This window comes from Streptomyces adelaidensis (assembly GCF_016598475.1).
Taxonomy (GTDB): domain Bacteria; phylum Actinomycetota; class Actinomycetes; order Streptomycetales; family Streptomycetaceae; genus Streptomyces; species Streptomyces adelaidensis.
Genome location: NZ_JAEMUX010000098.1, coordinates 1 through 16,505, shown reverse-complemented (window position 1 = coordinate 16,505; position 16,505 = coordinate 1). Strand labels below are relative to the sequence as shown.

Genomic DNA, 16,505 nt, shown 5'->3' with positions numbered 1-16,505 from the left:
GGGCCCACCCGCCGGGCCCCACCCGGGTTCCCCTCCAGACGAGCTTCAACACTGCAAGGAGCCGCACCTGTGAGCAGTGCCGACGACCAGACCACCATGGTGAGCAGCGAGCTGCGTGCCGACATCCGGCGCCTGGGCGATCTGCTGGGCGAGACCCTCGTACGCCAGGAGGGCCCTGAACTCCTGGAGCTGGTCGAGCGTGTCCGCCGCCTGACCCGCGAGGACGGCGAGGCCGCCGCCGAGCTGCTGCGCGGCACCGAGCTGGAGACCGCCGCCAAGCTGGTCCGCGCCTTCTCCACCTACTTCCACCTGGCCAACGTCACCGAGCAGGTCCACCGCGGCCGCGAGCTGAGGGCACGCCGTGCCGCCGAGGGCGGCCTTCTCGCCCGTACGGCCGACCGCCTCAAGGACGCCGACCCCGAACACCTGCGCGAGACGGTCAAGCACCTCAACGTGCGGCCCGTCTTCACCGCGCACCCCACCGAGGCCGCGCGCCGGTCGGTCCTGAACAAGCTCCGGCGCATCGCCGCGCTGCTGGAGACCCCCGTCATCGAGTCCGACCGCCGCCGCTACGACACCCGACTGGCCGAGAACATCGACCTCGTCTGGCAGACGGACGAGCTGCGCGTCGTACGGCCCGAGCCCGCCGACGAGGCCCGCAACGCCATCTACTACCTGGACGAGCTGCACGCGAACGCCGTGGGCGACGTCCTGGAGGACCTGACCGCCGAGCTGGAGCGGGTGGGCGTGGAGCTCCCCGACGCCACCCGGCCGCTCACCTTCGGTACCTGGATCGGCGGCGACCGCGACGGCAACCCCAATGTCACCCCCCAGGTGACCTGGGACGTTCTCATCCTCCAGCATGAGCACGGCATCAACGACGCGCTCGAACTGATCGACGAGCTGCGCGGCTTCCTCTCCAACTCCATCCGCTACACCGGCGCCACCGAGGAGCTGCTGACCTCGCTCCAGGCCGACCTCGAAGCCCTGCCCGAGATCAGCCCCCGCTACAAGCGCCTCAACTCCGAGGAGCCCTACCGCCTCAAGGCCACCTGCATCCGGCAGAAGCTGGAGAACACCAAGGAGCGCCTGGCCAAGGGCATCCCGCACGAGCCGGGCCGCGACTACCTCGGCACCGGCGAACTCCTGAGCGACCTCACCCTCATCCAGACCTCGCTGCGCGAGCACCGCGGCGGCCTCTTCGCCGACGGCCGGATGAACCGCATCATCCGCACGCTCGCCGCCTTCGGCCTCCAGCTCGCCACGATGGATGTCCGCGAGCACGCCGACGCCCACCACCACGCGCTCGGTCAACTGTTCGACCGCCTCGGTGAGGAGTCCTGGCGCTACGAGGACATGCCCCGCGAGTACCGCCACAAGCTCCTCGCCCGTGAGCTCAGGTCGAGGAGGCCCCTGGGCCCGACGCCCGCGCCGCTGGACGCCGCCGGCGCCAAGACCCTCGGTGTCTTCGAGACCGTCAAGAAGGCCCTCGCCGTCTTCGGGCCCGAGGTCATCGAGTCGTACATCATTTCGATGTGCCAGGGCGCGGACGACGTCTTCGCCGCCACCGTCCTGGCCCGCGAGGCCGGCCTCATCGACCTGCACGCCGGCTGGGCCAAGGTCGGCATCGTCCCGCTCCTGGAGACGACCGACGAGCTCAAGGCCGCCGACACGATCCTGGAGGAGATGCTCGCCGACCCCTCCTACCGGCGGCTCGTGGCCCTGCGTGGCGATGTGCAGGAGGTCATGCTCGGCTACTCCGACTCCTCCAAGTTCGGCGGCATCACGACCTCGCAGTGGGAGATCCACCGGGCGCAGCGCCGCCTGCGTGACGTCGCCCACCGGTACGGCGTACGGCTGCGGCTCTTCCACGGCCGCGGCGGCACCGTCGGCCGCGGCGGCGGCCCCTCGCACGACGCGATCCTCGCGCAGCCCTGGGGCACCCTGGAGGGCGAGATCAAGGTGACCGAGCAGGGCGAGGTCATCTCCGACAAGTACCTCGTGCCGTCGCTGGCCCGCGAGAACCTGGAACTGACGGTCGCCGCCACCCTCCAGGCCTCCGCCCTGCACACCGCCCCCCGCCAGTCGGCCGACGCCCTGGCCCGCTGGGACGCGGCCATGGACGTGGTCAGCGAGGCGGCCGAGTCCGCCTACCGCCGGCTCGTCGAGGACCCCGACCTCCCGGCGTACTTCTTCGCCGCCACCCCCGTCGACCAGCTCGCCGACCTGCACCTGGGCTCGCGGCCCTCGCGCCGCCCCGACTCCGGCGCCGGGCTCGACGGCCTGCGCGCCATCCCGTGGGTCTTCGGCTGGACCCAGTCACGGCAGATCGTGCCCGGCTGGTTCGGCGTCGGCTCCGGCCTGAAGGCGCTGCGCGAAGCCGGTCTCGACACCGTGCTCGACGAGATGCACGAGCAGTGGCACTTCTTCCGCAACTTCCTCTCCAACGTCGAGATGACGCTGGCCAAGACGGACCTGCGGATCGCCCAGCACTACGTCGACACCCTCGTCCCCGACGACCTCAAGCACGTCTTCGCCACCATCAGGGCCGAACACGAGTTGACCGTCCGCGAGGTGCTGCGCATCACCGGCGAGGAGAAGCTGCTCGACGCCAACCCCGTCCTCCAGCAGACCGTCTCCATCCGCGACGCCTACCTCGACCCGATCTCCTACCTCCAGGTCGCCCTCCTCAAGCGCCAGCGCGACACCGCCGCCGCGGGCGGCACCCCCGACCCGCTCCTCGCCCGAGCCCTGCTCCTCACGGTCAACGGCGTGGCGGCGGGCCTGCGCAACACCGGCTGACCACCCCCGCACACACGAGAGTGCCCCCACGGTCGTACGACCACGGGGGCACTCCTCGTTTCCGCGGGTGGCCCGGCGCACAGGCCCATTGTCAGAGCGCCACCCAGGCCGCCGTGATCAGCGCCAGCCCCGCGCCGCCCAGCACCCACGCCGAGCGGACCATCCGCAGGCCGCCCGCCACGATCACCGCGGCCAGCAGCAGGGCGCCGCCCAGGGGCACCCACGCGTGCAGCAGCCCGGCAGGGCCCGTCCGGACGACGTCACTGCTGCCCGGCTTCACGACGACGGTGTACGTCTCGCCCGTCTCCACCGCCACGGACCGCTCGATGTCGACCCGGTCCCGAGCCGTCGAACCCGTCGACACCGGCTCGTACGGCCCCCAGCAGATCTCCTCGGCGCACCGGGACACCGTCATCGTCCCCTGCTCGCGCCCCTTGCTCAGCATCACGTGCTGCGCACAGCCCCAGGAACCCCACACCCCGGCGATCACGATCACCACCGTGACCACGCCCATCACCGCCAGCCGCCCGTACCGCAGCGCGCTCGACGCGCCACCGCCGCCCGGACGCGGACGGGCACGCCGCCGCGAGTGGGCGGCGGAGGCTCGGGTGGCAGGCATGGCGGGGATCATTGGCCATGAGACTGCGGTCGGTCAACCCTCGCGGGTCGGCCCCGGGTTCGCACGAATCGGGACTTGTCGGGATCGGCTCAGGAGTTGTACGTCCCCTGCGCCCGCTCCAACCCCTCGATCACCAGACACTCCACCGCGTCCGCCGCCCGGTCCACGAAGTAGTCCAACTCCTTGCGCTCGGCGGCGGAAAAGTCCTTCAGCACGAAGTCGGCGACCTGCGTACGACCGGGCGGGCGGCCGATCCCGAACCGCACCCGGTGATAGTCCGGCCCCATCGCCTTCGTCATCGACTTCAGCCCGTTGTGACCGTTGTCACCACCGCCGAGCTTCAGCCGCAATGTCCCGTAATCGATGTCCAGCTCGTCATGGACGGCCACGATGTTCGCCACCGGCACCTTGTAGAAGTCCCGCAGCGCGATCACCGGGCCACCCGACACGTTCATGAACGACATCGGCTTCGCCAGGATCACCCGACGGCTGCCCGGCCCCGGTGGCCCGATCCGGCCCTCCACGACCTGAGCCTGCGCCTTCCCGGCCCGCTTGAACCTCCCCCCGATCCGCTCGGCCAGCAGATCGGCCACCATGAACCCCACGTTGTGCCGGTTCGCCGCGTACTCGGTCCCGGGATTGCCGAGACCGGCGATCAGCCAGGGCACGCTCGGATCGGTCGTCACGTCCATGTCTCCTTGATACGCGCCAGCCGCTGCCCCCACAGGGAACAGCGGCTGACGAACCGATGGCAGAGCCGGGGATCAGGCCTCGGCGGCCGCGTCACCCTCGGCGGCCTCGTCCGACGGCTCCTCCGCCTGCGCGGACAGGACCTGGAGGACGACGGTGTCGCCGTCGACGGCCAGGGTGGTGCCCGCCGGCAGGGCGATGTCCTTGGCGAGGATGGAGGCACCGGCCTCCAGGCCCTCGACGGAGACCGTGACGGACTCGGGGATGTGCGTGGCCTCGGCCTCGACCGGCAGCGCGTTCAGGACGTGCTCCAGCAGGTTGCCACCCGCCGCCAGCTCACCCTCGGCGTGCACGGGGATCTCGACGTTGACCTTCTCGCCACGCTTCACGAGCTGCAGGTCGACGTGCTCCAGGAAACCCTTGATCGGGTCGCGCTGCACGGACTTCGGGATCGCCAGCTCGTTGGTCTTGCCGTCGATGTCCAGGGAGATCAGGACGTTCGACGTACGCAGGGCGAGCTGCAGCTCGTGACCCGGCAGGGTCAGGTGCAGCGGGTCGGAACCGTGGCCGTAGAGAACACCGGGAACCTTGGCGTCACGGCGGATGCGGCGGGCGGCGCCCTTGCCGAACTCGGTACGCGTCGACGCGGTGAGCTTTACCTCGGACATGATCACTCCTCGTAGAACCAGGGACGGACGTGGTCACCCGGCCACGAACGGCCTGCTACGAAGAGCGCGTCGATAACGGACAGCCGCACAAGCTTCACAACGAAGCGGTACGGCCTCCCTCGCCGAGCAACTCCGACAGAGTACTCGGAGGGGGAGGCCGCACCCAAAACGATCTCTACTGCTCGTCGAAGAGGCTCGTCACCGAACCGTCCTCGAACACCTCACGCACCGCGCTCGCGATCGTCGGCGCGATCGACAGCACCGTGATCTTGTCGAGCTCCAGCTCACCCGGCGTCGGCAGCGAGTCCGTGAACACGAACTCGCTGACCTTCGAGTTCTTCAGCCGGTCGGCGGCCGGCCCCGACAGCACACCGTGCGTCGCCGTCACGATGACGTCCTCCGCGCCATGCGCGAACAGCGCGTCCGCGGCGGCGCAGATCGTGCCACCGGTGTCGATCATGTCGTCGACGAGGACACAGATACGGCCCTCCACATCACCCACGACCTCGTGCACGGTGACCTGGTTCGCCACGTCCTTGTCGCGCCGCTTGTGCACGATCGCCAGCGGAGCGCCCAGACGGTCGCACCAACGGTCGGCCACCCGGACACGACCCGCGTCCGGAGAGACCACCGTCAGCTTGCTCCGGTCCACCTTCGCGCCCACGTAGTCCGCGAGCAGCGGCAGGGCGAACAGGTGGTCCACCGGGCCGTCGAAGAAGCCCTGGATCTGGTCCGTGTGCAGATCCACGGCCAGAATCCGGTCGGCGCCCGCCGTCTTCATCAGATCCGCCACCAGGCGCGCCGAGATCGGTTCACGCCCGCGGTGCTTCTTGTCCTGGCGCGCGTAACCGTAGAAAGGCACGATCACGGTGATCGAGCGGGCCGACGCGCGCTTCAGCGCGTCGATCATGATCAGCTGCTCCATCACCCACTTGTTGATCGGAGCCGTGTGGCTCTGGATCAGGAAGCAGTCCGCGCCTCGCGCGGACTCCTCGTAGCGGACGTAGATCTCACCGTTGGCGAAGTCGAAGGCCTTCGTCGGGACAACCGCGACACCCAACCGCTGGGCGATCTCGTCGGCAAGCTCGGGGTGGGCGCGGCCGGAGAAGAACATCATCTTCTTCTCGCCGGTCGTCTTGATCCCGGTCACAGCACTGTCTCCTCAGAGGTTTCGCAGCCGGGCACGCAAAAGCCGCTCAGCTGGGGTGCGGGTGTGCGTTTATCACGGTACGCCGTCCCCGACGCAGCCGTTTCCGGTCAGCTTTCGCTCTCCGCCTGCTGGGAAGCCCCCTCGGCCGCCTTCGCCGCCGCGCTCCCCGGACGCTTACGAGCCACCCAACCCTCGATATTCCGCTGCTGGCCACGGGCCACGGCCAACGAACCGGGCGGTACGTCCTTGGTGATCACAGACCCGGCAGCGGTGTACGCACCGTCCCCGATGGTGACAGGCGCCACAAACATGTTGTCGCAACCGGTACGGCAGTGCGACCCGACGGTGGAGTGGTGCTTGTGCTGCCCGTCGTAGTTCACGAACACGCTCGCCGCGCCGATGTTCGAGTACTCACCGATCGTCGCGTCACCCACATAGGAGAGATGCGGGACCTTCGTCCCCTCCCCGATGATCGCGTTCTTCGTCTCGACGTACGTACCGACCTTGGACTTCAGCCCGAGACGCGTCCCCGGACGCAGATACGCGTACGGGCCGACCGTCGCCTGCGGCCCGACCTCGGCGCCGTCGGCGACGGTGTTGTCGACGCGTGCGCCGGCGCCCACCGTCGTGTCCTTCAGCCGGGAGTTCGGCCCGACCTCGGCGCCCTCGGCCAGGTGCGTGGCCCCGAGGAGCTGGGTGCCCGGGTGGATCAGGGAGTCCTGCTCGAACGTGACGGTGACGTCCACCCAGGTCGTGGCGGGGTCGATCACGGTCACACCGGCGAGCATGGCGTCCGTGAGGAGCCGGTCGTTGAGGGTGCGGCGGGCCTCGGAGAGCTGGACGCGGTTGTTGATACCGGCGATCTCACGGTGGTCGCCCGCGACGGAGGCCCCGACCCGGTGCCCGGCCTCGCGCAGGATTCCCAGGACGTCGGTCAGGTACTCCTCGCCCTGGCTGTTGTCCGTACGGACCTTGCCGAGCGCGTCCGCGAGCAGCTGGCCGTCGAAGGCGAAGACCCCGGAGTTGATCTCACGGATCGCGCGCTGCGAGTCGCCGGCGTCCTTGTGCTCCACGATGGCCGTCACGGCGCCGGAGGCACTCTCGCGCACGATCCGGCCGTAACCGGTGGCGTCCGGGACCTCGGCGGTCAGCACGGTGACGGCGTTGCCGTCGGCGGTGTGGGTGGCGGCGAGGGCGCGGAGGGTGGCGCCGGTGAGCAGCGGGGTGTCGCCGCAGACGACGACCACGGTCCCGTCGACGGTCCCGCCCAGCTCCTCCAGCCCCATTCGCACCGCGTGCCCGGTGCCGTTCTGCTCCGCCTGGACCGCCGTACGGACGGTGGGGTCGAGCTCCGCGAGGTGCGCGCCGACCTTCTCGCGGGCGTGGCCCACGACCACGACCAGGTTCTCCGGCTCCAACTCGCGCGCCGCCGCGAGGACATGGCCGACCAGCGAACGGCCACAGATGCTGTGCAGAACCTTGGGTGTGGCCGACTTCATACGGGTGCCCTCACCCGCTGCGAGTACGACGACGGCTGCCGGGCGGGTTGCGCTCACGGGGATGCCCTTCGGCTGTGGATGTGTGGGGTGTGGACATCCGCAGGATACCGGGGCGTTGTGAGGGGGAAATGTGAGTGGGCCCCGACCCGTGGACTTGGGTGAGGACCCGGACTTGAAAAGCTCCCCCGCCAGGACTCGAACCCGGACAGATGGCACCAAAAGCCACAGTGCTGCCAATTACACCACGGGGGAATAAACTCGCCCAAGCCAGACATTCAGCCAGGCTGTCGAGTGGCGCCTCCTACTATGCCGTACCAGGCGCCCTCGATGCGACGGTACAAGTCGGCGCCGAATCCGGCCGGGCGGAATGGGGGCTTCCGGGGGTGGACGGTGGGTGATTCGGCAGTTCGAGGGATAGCGGGTGGTTTCGCTTCTGTTCGAATGCGGGGCGTGGTGTGGGCCGGTACGGGAAACTCGCCGGAAAAGCGGGGGCGCTCGAACGTAGGCTGAAGCCATGACCACGACGGGGGAAGACCGTACCGGGGCCGGACCGGGGGGCAGGGCCGGGCCGTGGTGGTGGGAGCGGTGGCGTGGGGCGTGGCTCGACGGCGGGCTGGCGTTGGCGTCCGCCGTGGAGTGTTCGATGCAGGGCGTGGAGTTCGCGGGCCATGCCGGGCTCCCGGAGGGCGTGGGGGTCGTGTTCGGGGCGCTCGCCGGTTCCGTGTTGCTGGTGCGGCGGATGTGGCCCGTGGCCGTCGTGCTCGTCTTCATCGCTGTCGCGCCCGCTCAGATGGGGTACCTGATGGGGCTCGTCGGGCTGTACACGCTGGCGGCGTCGGAGGCGCCGCGGCGGATCATCGGGGCGCTGTCGGGGATGGCGTTCGCCGGGGTGTTCATCGTGTGGTTCGTGCAGGCCACGCAGTCCGATCTGCGGGGCGACGGGGCGGTCGCCGGCCGGGAGTGGTTCCCGCCGTTCCTGGCACTGACGATGGCGATAGGGCTGACCGCGCCGCCGGTGCTGCTGGGCCTGTACGTGGGGGCGCGGCGGCGGCTGATGGAGAGCCTGCGGGAGCGGGCGGACTCGCTGGAGCGGGAGTTGCAGCTGCTCGCGGAGCGGGCGGAGGAGCGGGCGGAGTGGGCGCGCGGGGAGGAACGGACCCGGATCGCGCGGGAGATGCATGACGTCGTCGCGCATCGGGTGTCCCTGATGGTCGTGCACGCGGCCGCTCTGCAGGCGGTGGCCCGCAAGGACCCCGAGAAGGCCGTCAGGAACGCGGCACTCGTGGGGGACATGGGCCGGCAGGCGTTGACCGAGTTGCGGGAGATGCTCGGGGTGCTGCGGTCGGGGGAGGGGCTGTCGACGGTCCGGGTGGAGCCGGTGCCCTTGGCGGCGGTGGGGGCGGCTGCCGCGGCGGCGGCTTCGCGGGCCGAGGACGAGTCGGGGGACGGGCCCTGCCTGGCCGAGCTGGAGGAACTGGTGGGCCAGTCGGCGGCCGCCGGGATGGTCGTCGACCTGTCCGTGGAGGGGGATGTGCGGGTGTACGCCGCCGAGGTGGAGCAGACCGCGTACCGCGTGGTCCAGGAGGCGCTGACCAACGTCCACAAGCACGCGGCGGGCGCCAAGACCCACGTGCGCCTCGCCCACCGGGCGGCGGAGATAGCGATGCAGGTCGAGAACGGCCCACCCCCGGAGCCGAGCGCCGCCACCGCCGTACGCCTCCCGAGCGGCGGAAACGGCCTGCTCGGAATGAAGGAGCGCGTGGCCGGACTGGGAGGCGTCTTCGTATCGGGGTCGACGGAGGCCGGAGGGTTCCGGGTGTCCGCGGTGATCCCAGCGGCGTAAGGCGCGGGGAACTGCGCGATCAGCCGCGTACGGCGGGTGGTCTCGGGCGGGGCTGTGGTCCTACGGCGGGGTGGTGCCGTCATCCGGCGGTCGTAGGGCAGTTGGCCAGGGGGCTGGCGCCCCGCAGGGGGCGCGGGGAACTGCGCGATCAGCCGCGTACGGCGGGTGGTCTCGGACGGGGCTGTGGTCCTACGGCGGGGAAGCGCTGTGTCACCCCCGGAGGGAGGCGCTGTGTCACCCCCGGGGGGAAGCCGCTGTCAGGCGTACCGGGTCGGTGCCCGTGAGCAGCGTGGCGAGGGCCGCGTCGATGTGGGGGCCGAGGTACCAGTCGCCGGTGTGGTCGAGGGCATAGGCACGGCCCTCGGTGTCGATGGCGAGGAGGGCCCCGGTGGCGGTCTCGTGGCCGAGGGGGCAGACCTCGGTGTCGAGGGCGCGGCCGAGGTCGCCGAGGGTGCGGGCCATGTGCAGGCCGTGCAGGGGGTCGAGATGCAGGCCGGCGGGGGCGAGCTGCCGGCCGGGGCCCTGCGCGGTGAGACGGAGGCCGCCGAATTCGGCCCAGGCCTCGACCGCAGCCGGGAAGACGGCATGGCGGTGGCCGGCGGGCGAGGCGTGCTCGCGCAGGGCGTCGGCCCAGATCTCGGCCTGCTTTATGTCCCAGCGTCCGGGCTGCCAGCCGGCGGCGCGCAGGGCGGCGTCGACGGGTACGGAGAAGCGCGGCGGGGGTGCCCCTTGCCCGAACGGGGACGAGGGGTTGGGGGAGGAGGAGGTGCGGTCGGTGTGCATCTGCCCTTTGTTCGTCGGGGGTTCATCGGAGGTTCGGAGGTGAGGACTGGACGATGGTGACGGTGATGGTGGTGATCGGGCTCGGATTTTCTGACGCGAAGTGGTGGGGAGCGGGTTCCCACGCGGAGCGCCGGAGCGTCGGAGCGCCGAGCCGGTAGGCCGACGCTCCGCTCAGTTCTCTCGCGTCGGGTCCACGATGCGGACGCCGAAGTGGGCGCTGAGGGCGGTGCAGGACCGGCAGGGCGTGGCGAAGCCGCCGTGCAGGGGGTCGCCGTCCTCGCGGATGTGGCGGGTGGTGAGCTTGGCCTGCTTGAGGACCTTGCGGGCCTCGCCGTTGGACATGGGTCTGCGGATGGCCCGCTTGCTGCGGGCGGCGTCGGCGGTGGTGATGTGCCGGGAGATGAGGATGGCCTCGGCGCAGCGGCCGGTGAAGCGGTCGCGCTGCGCGGTGGCGAGGGAGTCGAGGAACTCCTGGACCAGCGGGTGCAGCGGCGGGGCCTGGTCGCCGCGGGCGGCGGTGCCGGTGAGGGTCTCGCCCCGGACCGAGAGGGCGGCTGCCACCGTGGGCAGGATGCCGTCGCGGCGGTGGAGGAGCACGGGTGCGTGTGCCTGTTCCGTGGTGCTCCAGCCGATGCGAGGGTCGCCCGAAGGCCCCGCCTGCGTCGCGCTCATGATCGCCGTCCCCTCCTGTTACATCCCCCGCCAGCGGACACAGAGTGCCAAACGGCGTGGCTGGTGCGGAAGCTGGGGCAGTGCGACACGCCCGGGCTTCGGCGCTACGTGAGGGTGACGTGACGGCTGGTCACGGAAGCGGAGGCCCGGTGACCGGTGCCGCCGTACCGCATAGGCTGTCGACAACCGCGATCCGTACGGATCCCGCGTTCGAGTGCGGGTCCAGGGCGGATCGGGGGAGTCGGAACGGGTCGTATGCGGGCCTTTTCGCAGTCGGTTCAGTCAGTTCAGTCAGTTCAGTCAGTCAGTCAGTCAGCCAGAACAGGTCACACAGAACGCCGCAGGGGGCTACCGCCATGACGACAGGTCGGCTCGGGCAGCAAGCCGCGCCGCCGAACGCGGCCTACGCCGGGCAGCTCGTGCAGTTTCCGGACCCGGTCCGGGCCGCGCGTCATCCGAGAGGTGTCCGTGTTGACGCGCACGGCTATCCGGACTTCTCGCCCTACGCGCGTGCCGCGGCGGAGATCGCCGATCCCCCGGAGGGGTTCGGCGTGGACGAACTGCGGTTGACGGACTATGTGTCCGCGAACGCGGCGCTGGCCGCGACGGGGCACGAGCTGTGGGACACGATCCCGCCGGTGGCGACGCCGCACGGCTGGACCTGGCATCACGCGCCGGGCGGCCGGCGGCTGGAGCTGGTACCGGTCGAGGTGAAGGCGCTGCTGCGGCATCACGGTGGCATCGCGACGGCGCGCGTGGACCAGAACAAACGAGGCACGCGGCCGTTGCAGGAGACCAGGCCGGCGCACTTCGGGCTGCCGAAGTCGTCGGCGGTGGCGGTGACCGAGGTGCAGGTGCAGGGCGTCGAGGAGGACCTCGGATACCGGCTGCCGGGCGCGTACCGGTCGTTCCTGAAGGCGGCGGGCGGTTGCGCCCCCGTGGGGGCGGCGCTCGACGCCGAGCTGGGACTGCTGGTCGACCAGCCGTTCTTCACGGTGCGCGACGAGGCCGCGGTCAACGACCTGGTGTACGTGAACAAGTGCCTGCGGGACCATCTCACCAAGGACTACCTGGCCGTCGCGTTCGCACAGGGCGGGATTCTCGCGGTGAAGGCGAAGGGCGACCGGATCGGGTCGGTCTGGTTCTGCGCGTACGACGACGCCCGTGACGTCGATCCGTCGTGGTCGCCGCCGGAGCGGGTGGAGCGGTTGCTGCTCCCCGCCGGTGAGGACTTCGACACGTTCCTGTCCCGGCTGGCCGGTAATCCGCCGGAATTGGAGACGGTGGCCAACCTGATGGTGGACGGTGGCTTCGCACGCGCCGTACCGGTCGCCGCGACAGCCTCGGTGGGGGAGTGAGTTTTCGATGGTGACGTTCGCTCAGGCGCAGGAGCGCGCCGAGGAGTGGATCAACGGGGATCTGCCCGGCTACCAGCACCGTGATGTGCGCGTGCGGGAGTTCGAGCTCGGGTTCGTGGTGTGGGCGGAGGACCGGGCCGACGGCCCGCGTTCCGACGGCGGCGCGCAGCGGCTGGTCATCGCCCGCGACAGCGGGGAGGCCACGCTGTGGCCGTCGCTGCCGGTGGGTGAGGTGATCCGCCGCTACGAGGAGGAGTACGGCCGCACGGACGCGGCGCCGGCGGCCGCGCCGGCCCCTCCGGCCCGCATGGACCTGAACCAGACGTCGTTCCTGCTGACTCCACCGGAGTGGTTGCAGGACGCGGCGGACAAACTGGGGATCCCGGATCACCGACCGGGGTCGGGGGCTGGGTCGTCCGATGGCGCCGGGTCCCGTCCGGCTGCCGCCGCGTCGGGTTCCGTGGGGACCAACGGGGTGTCCGGGGGCGGTGTTTCGATGGCCGAGACGCTGCCGGGGCCTGTGGGGCCGCCCGCTCCGGCCGATGCCACGCCGTGGCCGGCCGCCGCGGCGGCGGACGACGACATTCGGGACGCCGTGCCGCCGAGGGACGCCGAGCCGTACGACGCGGTGCCGGGGGTGCCCGCCGGGGCGACCCCGTGGGCCGGTACGGACACCAACGGTGGCGCCGAGGACGACCGTTCGGTACCGCTGCCGCAGACCGTGTTCGCGCCGCAGCTCACCGAGGTGAGCGACGAGGACGACGCTCCGCAGCCCAGCGCGCTGCCCGAGGCCAAGACCGCGCTGATGTCCGGGGGCAGCCAGCTGCCGCGTACGACGGTGTCGCCGGCGGTGGGCGGCCCGCCGCAGCCGCAGCCACAGCCGACGGGGCAGGGCACTCCGCCGCCGGCCCCGCCCTCGTACGGCTACCCGCAGGGCCCGCCGGCTCCGCCGTCGTACGGCTATCCGCAGGGTGCCGGTGGTCCGCAGGGGCCTGGTACACCGCCGCCGGGCCGTCCGCTTCCGCCCCACGCCGGTGAGATCGCCGACGCCGCCACGAGCAAGGCGGCACCGCCGCGCCGGGGCGGCCGGAGCGGTGGTCCGGGCACGCCTCCGCCGCCGGCTCCGCCCGGCGCCCCGGGGACACCGGGCGCCCGCCCGGGCGCCACGCCTTTGCCGCAGCCCGGGCCCGGCGTTCCGGGTACTCCGGCGGGCGGGTACGTACCGACTCAGCTGGTCTCCGCTCTCGGCCCGGACGGGCCGGGGGGCGCGCCGGGTGCTCCCGGTCAGCCGGGTGGTCCCGGTGTGCCGGGTCCGCCGAATCCGCCGGGGGGTACGCCCGCCGGTGGTGTGCACCATGCGGCGACGATGTTGGCCGGGCCCGCGGTGGGCGGTCCGGGTGCGCCGCTGCCGCCGGGGCCTCCCGGGGCTCCGGGGCAGCCGGGTCAGCCCGGTGGTCCCGGTCAGCCCGGTGTGCCGGGTCCGCCGGGGGGTACGCCCGCCGGTGGTGTGCACCATGCGGCGACGATGCTGGCCGGGCCCGCGGTGGGCGGCCCCGGTGCGCCGCTGCCGCCGGGGGTGCCGCCGGGTGCGCCCGGTCCCGTGCACCATGCCGAGACGATGCTGGCCGGGCCGCCGCTCGGTGGGCCTGGGGCGCCGCAGCCGCCCGGGCCGCCCGGGATGCCGCAGCCGATGCACGGTCCGCCTGGGCAGCAGGGGCCGCCGATGGGGGCTCCGCCCGCGTACGGATATCCGCAGCAGCCCACGGGGCAGCCGACCGTCGGGCCCGGCTACCAGGCCGTCCTGCGGTTCCGGGCGCCGGACGGGTCCGAGCAGCAGCTGATCCGGCGTTCGGCGCCGGGTACGCCGCACCCGGAGTGGCAGATCTTCCATGAGCTGCGCGGGCTGAACATCCCGCCGGAGGCGGTGCTCGAACTCCACACGGAGCTGGAGTCGTGCGAGCTGCCGGGGGCGTACTGCGCGCGGATGATCCGTGAGCAGTGGCCGAACGCGCGCATCACGTCCATCGCGCCGTACGGCAAGGACCATGCGAGCCGGCAGCAGGGCATGGCTCAACTCATCGCGCACCAGGGCGAGTTGCACCAGGTCGCGGACGGTCCGGCGCGGCTCGCGCCGGTGCGGGTGCCGCAGCCGCCGGTGCAGCCGCAGCCGCCGGTCCCGCCGGAGGCGATCGGGCAGGAGCTGGCGGCGGTGTTCGGGCCGGGGGTGTTCCGGTTCGACCAGCAGGCGGTGTCGCGGCAGGGGGTGCCGCCGATCGTGGCGCACACGCTGGTCGTGGCCGGACTGCCCGTGGACATGGGCCCGTTCTTCTGGGCGCAGGCCCAGCCGGGCCGTCCGGTGCCGACGCTGGCGGAGCTGGCGGCCGAGCGCGGGGTGCAGCCGGCGGCCGACGCGGGCTCGTACCTGGTGATGGGCAGCGACTTCGGCAAGGCGCTGTGTGTGCAGTACGGCACGGCGAACATCGTGGCGGTGCCGGTGGAGGCCGGGCCGGGCGGTGCGCCCGTACCGCCGCAGTTCGTGAACACCGGTCTGCCGGAGTTCGCGCGCTGCCTCGCCCTCCTCGGCCGTATGTGGCGGCTGCGGTTCGGTCTGAACCAGGAGCAGGCGGGCCGCTGGACCGTCGACTTCCAGGCCCAGCTCGCCGGCCTCGACCCGGCAGCGCTGGCCTCGCCGGAGAGCTGGTGGTCGGTGCTGCTGGAGCAGATGTGGGACGGCTTGCTGTGATCCGCCGCGGCTGACCGCCGCTGTCACGAACGTGGAAGGGCCTGGCCCGGTCGTACGACCGGGCCAGGCCCTTCCACGTTCGTGGCGCCTCTCGTGACCCTCGTGTCCCTCGTCCGGAGTGTCATGTTACGCACACTTCCGTCCGATACATCAAGATGTGCGCGAAATCATCATTTCGTGTGCGTCCGGCGGAGAGGGTTCCAGCATGAGCAGTGCACCGATCGCGCCGCATGACTTCGACCTCGTACGGCGCGGCTACCGCCCCGAACAGGTCGACGCCTGTGCGGCGGCCCTCTCGCAGGACCGTGACGCCGCGTGGGAACGGGCCGCCCGGCTGACCGTGCTGGCCAGGGACATGGGCGGGGAACTCGCCCGGCTGCGCGAGACCGTCGCCGGGCTGGCCCCGCAGACGTACGAGACGCTCGGCGAGCGCGCCCGACAGCTGTTCGAGCTGGGGGTCGAGGAGGCCACGGCCGTACGTGAGAGCGGGCGCCATGAGGCCCGGTGGATGGTCGAGGAGGCGGAGGAGGCCGGGCGGCGCGTGCGGGGTGCCGCGCAGGCGTACGCCGATGAGCTGCGCGCCGAGGCCGACGAGCGCGCCCGGCACCGGCTGCTGTCCGCCCAGGCGGAGGCCGACGACCTGCGGATCACCGCGCGGCGCGCCGTGAAGGAGGGGCGCGGCGAGGCCCTGGCCGCACTGCGCGAGGTACGCGAACGCACCGAGGGCATGGTCGTCGAGCTGGACAAGGAGTTCGACGACCGGGTGGCCGACATCGAGTGGGAGGTCGCCGAACGCGAGGCCGTCTTCGACGCCCGGTGCGCGGAGCGGGCGGCTCGTGCGGAGGCCGCGGTCGCCGAGGCCGAGCAGGCCCTCGCCGACGCCGAGTCGGATGCGGCGCGGACGCTGGAAGCGGCGGAGGCCCGCGCCGCCGAGCTGATCGCGGAGGCGCGGGTCCGGGAGGAGCGGGTGGTCGTCGAGACGGAGCGGCTGCTGGGGGAGCACGGGGAGAGGTGGGACGACGTCCGGACGCAGATGGACTACATCCGGGACAGCCTGTCGGCGCTGACCGACTGATGCCGCCCCTGGGAGGGAGCGCGCTGCCCGGCAGCCGTCAGTTCTCCCTCCGCACCGCCCCCGCCAGGATCCAGCCCTCCACCCCCTCGTACTGCCGGCGCTGCTCCTCGGCCTTCCCGCGGCCGGAGGTGACGGTGCCCAGCCAGCCGAAGGCGAAGCCGAGAGGGATGGAGAGCAGGCCGGTGGTGGTGAAGGGGAACCAGTTGAAGTCGGCGCCCGGGAAGGCGGAGTGGGGGGGAGCCGGAGACAAGGGTGTAGCGGCGCCAGAAGATCAGCGATCACGGCAAGAGCGTGGCGCAGCTCGCCGACCGGGCTCGGAAGAAGGGCGAGCCGCAGGGCCGTTGGACCGACAACGACAAGGCGGCGGAGTTCCTGAAGAGCGCATGGGTCGAGGGGGCCGGTGCCCGATCGGTCCGCATCCCGGAGGGACTCGGTCAGGTCGTGTTCGAGGACGGCACGACCGCCGTCGCCCGGGCCGCCCTGCTGGTCCCCAGCAAGAACGGCCTCTACAAGACGGCCTATCCGGTGTTCGGTCCGGCATCGTAGCCATGAGCGAGCCGGACCGATCGACGGGCGAGAGGTGAGACGGGAATGTCCTTCGAA

13 protein-coding genes, 1 tRNA gene and 1 pseudogene are annotated in these 16,505 nt (G+C 71.8%); 6 read left to right on the top strand and 9 right to left on the bottom strand.

What is annotated here, in order from left to right:
- Window positions 1–69 precede the first annotated feature (69 nt).
- Entirely contained in the window at window positions 70–2,802 is a 2,733-nt protein-coding gene (ppc, locus tag I8N67_RS35455; RefSeq protein WP_200308403.1) for a phosphoenolpyruvate carboxylase, read from the top strand.
- Window positions 2,803–2,893: 91 nt separating this feature from the next.
- Here the strand turns inward: ppc and I8N67_RS35450 are convergent, their stop codons facing one another.
- The 6 genes from I8N67_RS35450 to I8N67_RS35425 form a co-directional block, all read right to left on the bottom strand.
- Window positions 2,894–3,421 (bottom strand): hypothetical protein, encoded by a 528-nt coding sequence (locus tag I8N67_RS35450; protein WP_234046799.1) that lies wholly within the window; start codon window positions 3,419–3,421, stop codon window positions 2,894–2,896.
- Between the two features lie 89 nt (window positions 3,422–3,510).
- The gene (gene pth / locus I8N67_RS35445; protein ID WP_200308401.1) at window positions 3,511–4,113 is read right to left on the bottom strand and encodes an aminoacyl-tRNA hydrolase; all 603 of its coding nucleotides are present in this window, start codon (window positions 4,111–4,113) and stop codon (window positions 3,511–3,513) included.
- A gap of 72 nt (window positions 4,114–4,185) precedes the next feature.
- Entirely contained in the window at window positions 4,186–4,779 is a 594-nt protein-coding gene (locus I8N67_RS35440) for a 50S ribosomal protein L25/general stress protein Ctc (RefSeq protein ID WP_200308400.1), read from the bottom strand.
- Between the two features lie 175 nt (window positions 4,780–4,954).
- The gene (locus tag I8N67_RS35435) at window positions 4,955–5,929 is read right to left on the bottom strand and encodes a ribose-phosphate diphosphokinase (RefSeq protein ID WP_200308399.1); all 975 of its coding nucleotides are present in this window, start codon (window positions 5,927–5,929) and stop codon (window positions 4,955–4,957) included.
- A gap of 107 nt (window positions 5,930–6,036) precedes the next feature.
- Window positions 6,037–7,485 carry a bifunctional UDP-N-acetylglucosamine diphosphorylase/glucosamine-1-phosphate N-acetyltransferase GlmU gene (glmU, locus tag I8N67_RS35430; protein ID WP_200308398.1) on the bottom strand — a complete coding sequence of 483 codons (1,449 nt, stop codon included), beginning with the start codon at window positions 7,483–7,485 and terminating at the stop codon, window positions 6,037–6,039.
- 123 nt (window positions 7,486–7,608) lie between these two features.
- Window positions 7,609–7,680, bottom strand: a tRNA-Gln gene (locus I8N67_RS35425).
- A 262-nt stretch (window positions 7,681–7,942) separates the two neighbouring features.
- On the opposite strand from I8N67_RS35425, the gene I8N67_RS35420 reads away from it, so the two are divergent.
- On the top strand, window positions 7,943–9,271 hold the full coding sequence (locus I8N67_RS35420) for a sensor histidine kinase (protein ID WP_200308397.1): 1,329 nt from the start codon (window positions 7,943–7,945) through the stop codon (window positions 9,269–9,271).
- Between the two features lie 234 nt (window positions 9,272–9,505).
- Here I8N67_RS35420 and I8N67_RS35415 read toward each other — a convergent pair whose 3' ends face one another.
- Complete coding sequence (locus tag I8N67_RS35415; RefSeq protein ID WP_200308396.1) at window positions 9,506–10,054, bottom strand: SUKH-3 domain-containing protein; 549 nt, start codon at window positions 10,052–10,054, stop codon at window positions 9,506–9,508.
- 171 nt (window positions 10,055–10,225) lie between these two features.
- Entirely contained in the window at window positions 10,226–10,726 is a 501-nt protein-coding gene (locus I8N67_RS35410; protein ID WP_200308395.1) for a YwqJ-related putative deaminase, read from the bottom strand.
- Window positions 10,727–11,082: 356 nt separating this feature from the next.
- On the opposite strand from I8N67_RS35410, the gene I8N67_RS35405 reads away from it, so the two are divergent.
- The 3 genes from I8N67_RS35405 to I8N67_RS35395 all read left to right on the top strand — a co-directional run bounded on the left by I8N67_RS35405 (window position 11,083) and on the right by I8N67_RS35395 (window position 15,902).
- A complete protein-coding gene (locus I8N67_RS35405) occupies window positions 11,083–12,084 on the top strand; it encodes an SMI1/KNR4 family protein (protein ID WP_200308394.1) in 1,002 nt (333 codons plus the stop codon).
- A gap of 7 nt (window positions 12,085–12,091) precedes the next feature.
- Window positions 12,092–14,827 (top strand): SUKH-4 family immunity protein, encoded by a 2,736-nt coding sequence (locus I8N67_RS35400; RefSeq protein WP_200308393.1) that lies wholly within the window; start codon window positions 12,092–12,094, stop codon window positions 14,825–14,827.
- A gap of 205 nt (window positions 14,828–15,032) precedes the next feature.
- Entirely contained in the window at window positions 15,033–15,902 is an 870-nt protein-coding gene (locus I8N67_RS35395; RefSeq protein ID WP_200308392.1) for a cellulose-binding protein, read from the top strand.
- A gap of 37 nt (window positions 15,903–15,939) precedes the next feature.
- Here I8N67_RS35395 and I8N67_RS35390 read toward each other — a convergent pair.
- A pseudogene (locus I8N67_RS35390) lies at window positions 15,940–16,174 on the bottom strand (cation acetate symporter); the annotation flags it as partial.
- 19 nt (window positions 16,175–16,193) lie between these two features.
- Between I8N67_RS35390 and I8N67_RS35385 the strand changes: the two are divergent.
- Window positions 16,194–16,448, top strand: coding sequence for a hypothetical protein (locus I8N67_RS35385; protein WP_200308412.1), 255 nt, complete (start codon window positions 16,194–16,196; stop codon window positions 16,446–16,448).
- Window positions 16,449–16,505: the final 57 nt, after the last annotated feature.